This window comes from Protofrankia sp. Cr1 (assembly GCF_963555865.1).
Taxonomy (GTDB): Bacteria; Actinomycetota; Actinomycetes; order Frankiales; family Frankiaceae; genus Protofrankia.
Map to the genome: position 1 here is coordinate 1 of NZ_CAUVXO010000083.1, position 2866 is coordinate 2866.

The following is a 2866-nucleotide window of genomic DNA, read 5'->3' on the forward strand; positions in this document are numbered from 1 at the left end:
GACGAAGCCGGGACGCTCAGCCAGCAGGTGGGTGATCAGGAAGGTCGTGGTCTGCTCGTCGGGGGTGAACCTGGCGACGATCTTGGCGAAGTAGGTATCCAGCCGGGCGCGTTCAAAGGATTCCATCGCGGTTGCCTCGTGACCGTCCAAAGGCGCGGGTGAGACTTCGAGCGTGGTCGCGATCCATCCGCCGTGAAATGACCCGCTGTTGTACTTGTGTCGCACTTCCGCCTCCCCGCGCGCTGGCATCGCGCTTCCATGGCGAAAGGAAGGGGGCGAGGCGTGGCGACCGTGCACCATTGGACCGGCCTGGAGGCTCGGGCCCTGCGTGTCGCGCTGCGACTGAGCGTTCGCGCGTTCGCTGAACGGCTCGGCGTCGGGGTCCGCACCGTCTCGAAGTGGGAGAAGCTGCTGGGCGGCACCGAGCCGAGGCCGGACACGCAGGCCATCTTGGACACCGCGTTGGCCCGCGCGGACGCCGCGGTGCATCTGCGGTTCGAGACCGCCCTGGCCACGGACGGCAACCCCGGGGCCGGTCCGGCACGGCGGATCACCGCGACCGGGCCGCGGGCCTGGGAGTACGAGTCGTGGACCGACGACCTGGACCGGGTCGCGGTCGCGCTGTCCCGGCAGAACTTCGCCTTCGCCGACGCCCTGCTGAGCCGGTGGCTGACCCGTTTCACGCCGGTGGAACTGGACGAGGCGGGTTTGTATCTGTTCGCCCGGTCCACCGCCCTGCTCGGCGACCTGTCCCGCGACCAGGGCGCTGTGGCCGGGCCGCGTTCGGCCCCGCACTCGTATCTCGCCGCCCGCTCGATCTTCGTGCAGCTCGACATCCCCCGCCGCGTCGCCCAGCTCGAGTTGTCCCTCGCGGTGGTCGCCGAGATGTCGGGCAAGCTGGAGATCGCCGCCCGCCGTTACGACGTTCTCGCGGTTGACGAGCGGCTCTCGCGGCGCGACCGCGCCCGGGCCCGGCTGTGGGTGGGGACCGCGCTGAGCAAGGACGGCAACCACGACTATGCCGCCCGCGTCATGCTGGAGGCGACCCGCGACTTCGCCGATCTGGCCGAGCCGGACGACTGGTCGGTGGCCCATCAGAAACTCGCTCTCGCGCACCGCGGTGCCGGCGAGCTGAGTACGGCCCTGCACTTCATCGGCATCGCCCGCGGCAGCGGCAGCGGCAGCGGGGTGAGCGACACGCCGATGCAGCGGGTGCGTCTGGACACCGCCCACGGTCACATCCTGCTGTCAGACCCGGGCACCCGGGATGATGGGCTGGCTGTCCTCGACCGCGCCGCGATGATGGCCGCGCATTACGGGCTTCGCCACCAGCTACGCAGCATTGAGGGCATCAAGGCCGACGGCGAGGGGGTATCCGGCCCCCGGCGGCGATGAGGCGGGAGAGGTGCGAGTGACGGACAACCAGCGGGCCATCACCGAAAACGAACGGCACCAGGCCAACCTGATCTGGGACTACCACCGGATGCACCACGACGTGCGGCCGGTCGACGTCGCGATTGGCCTGGGCAGTCACGATCTTGGGGTGCCGGTGTTCTGCGCCGAGCTGTATCGCGCCGGGCTGTTTTCGACCCTGGTGTTCACCGGCGGCCCCAACCCCACCGCGCCGGAGCGGTTCCCCCGCGGTGAGGCCGTCCACTTCCGGGAGCATGCCCTCGAACTCGGTGTCCCGGACACCGCGATCCTGGTGGAGCCTAGGGCCCGCAACACGGGTGAGAACATCACGTTCTCCCGTGATGTCCTGGCCGCGGCGGGCATCACCCCAGCGTCGGTGCTGCTGGTGTCCATGCCCTATATGGAGCGACGCTCCTTCGCCACCGCCCGCAAGGTGTGGCCCGAGATCGAGGTGGTCTGCGCGTCGCAGCCGCTGGAGTTCGACGATTACCTCAAGAGCATCGGTGACGAAAAAATGGTCGTCGACATGCTCGTCGGTGACCTGCAGCGGGTGATCGAGTATCCGAAGCTCGGGTTTGCCATCGCCCAGGACGTCCCGGAGGACGTGCATGCCGCCTATCAGTCCCTCGTCGCCGTCGGCTTCGACGTCCGTCTGCTCAAAGCCTGAGCGACCGCTGCCGGGCGGGCTGTGCGCGATCCACCAGCCCAACCTGTTCCCCCGATTAGCCACGCTGGCCAAGCTGTTCGCGGCGGACTACTGGATCGTCCTGGACAACGTCCAGCTCACCCGCCGCGACTACCAGCACCGAACACGCCTTGCGGCCCTTCACGACCCGCAGCAGCGCCAGTGGCTCACCATCCCCACCCACCTGCCCCACGGCCGGCAAACAGCCATCCGCGAGGCTGTGATCGCCGATCCTGATCGCTCACGGCGGCGGGTGGCCCGCATGCTCGCCCAGTACTACTCCTCCAGCCCGCACTGGCCCGCGCTCCGCCGAGAGCTGGACACCGTGCTGGAGCGGTTCGTCGCCTCCGGCAAGACCGCCGACGTCGCCGAAGCCTCCACCCGCGTCCTGCTGGACCTGCTCGGCTGGAACGGCCAGATCCTGCGCGGCAGCGATCTCCCCTCCCGCCAGGGGAGATCACAGCGTCTCGCCGACCTCGCGGCCGTCACCGGAGCCGGGTCGTATCTGTGCGGCAGCGGCGGCCTGACCTACCTCAAGACGGAACCCTTCGACGCTGTCGGCGTCTCTGTCATCCCGTTCCGCTCCCCGGCCTCGGGGGTCTGGGTCTACGCGCGCGAGCACAGCGCCCTGACGATGCTGATGCAAGGCGGCTTCGGTCGGGCGGCGCACGAACTGCGCACCGTCGCCGCCCGGCACCGCCGTCACCCGCCTGGGCGGTTCTGACCGCGCATCATGGTCCGCAGGGCTTGGCGGGCCGAGATCAGGTT

At 69.5% G+C, this 2866-nt stretch carries 3 protein-coding genes and 1 pseudogene; 3 read left to right on the forward strand and 1 reads right to left on the reverse strand.

Annotation, left to right across the window (positions count from 1 at the left end; translation table 11 throughout):
- Positions 1 to 249 (reverse strand): annotated as a pseudogene (locus U9980_RS09690) (hypothetical protein); the annotation flags it as partial.
- A gap of 33 nt (positions 250 to 282) precedes the next feature.
- Between U9980_RS09690 and U9980_RS09695 the strand changes: the two are divergent.
- From U9980_RS09695 to U9980_RS09705, 3 genes are read left to right on the forward strand one after another with little or no spacing between them, the layout of a single operon-like run.
- A complete protein-coding gene (locus U9980_RS09695; RefSeq protein WP_322767623.1) occupies positions 283 to 1395 on the forward strand; it encodes a helix-turn-helix domain-containing protein in 1113 nt (370 codons plus the stop codon).
- 16 nt (positions 1396 to 1411) lie between these two features.
- Positions 1412 to 2080: a YdcF family protein gene (locus U9980_RS09700; RefSeq protein ID WP_322767624.1), complete on the forward strand. Its 669-nt coding sequence runs from the start codon at positions 1412 to 1414 to the stop codon at positions 2078 to 2080.
- Positions 2022 to 2822 (forward strand): WbqC family protein, encoded by an 801-nt coding sequence (locus U9980_RS09705; protein WP_322767625.1) that lies wholly within the window; start codon positions 2022 to 2024, stop codon positions 2820 to 2822. Before U9980_RS09700 ends, U9980_RS09705 begins: the two co-directional genes overlap by 59 nt.
- The last annotated feature ends 44 nt before the right edge of the window (positions 2823 to 2866 follow it).

Bases quoted from the DNA above. Each gene is read 5' to 3' on its own strand.
- U9980_RS09705 (WP_322767625.1), top strand. From the start codon at position 2,022: ATGCCGCCTATCAGTCCCTCGTCGCCGTCGGCTTCGACGTCCGTCTGC.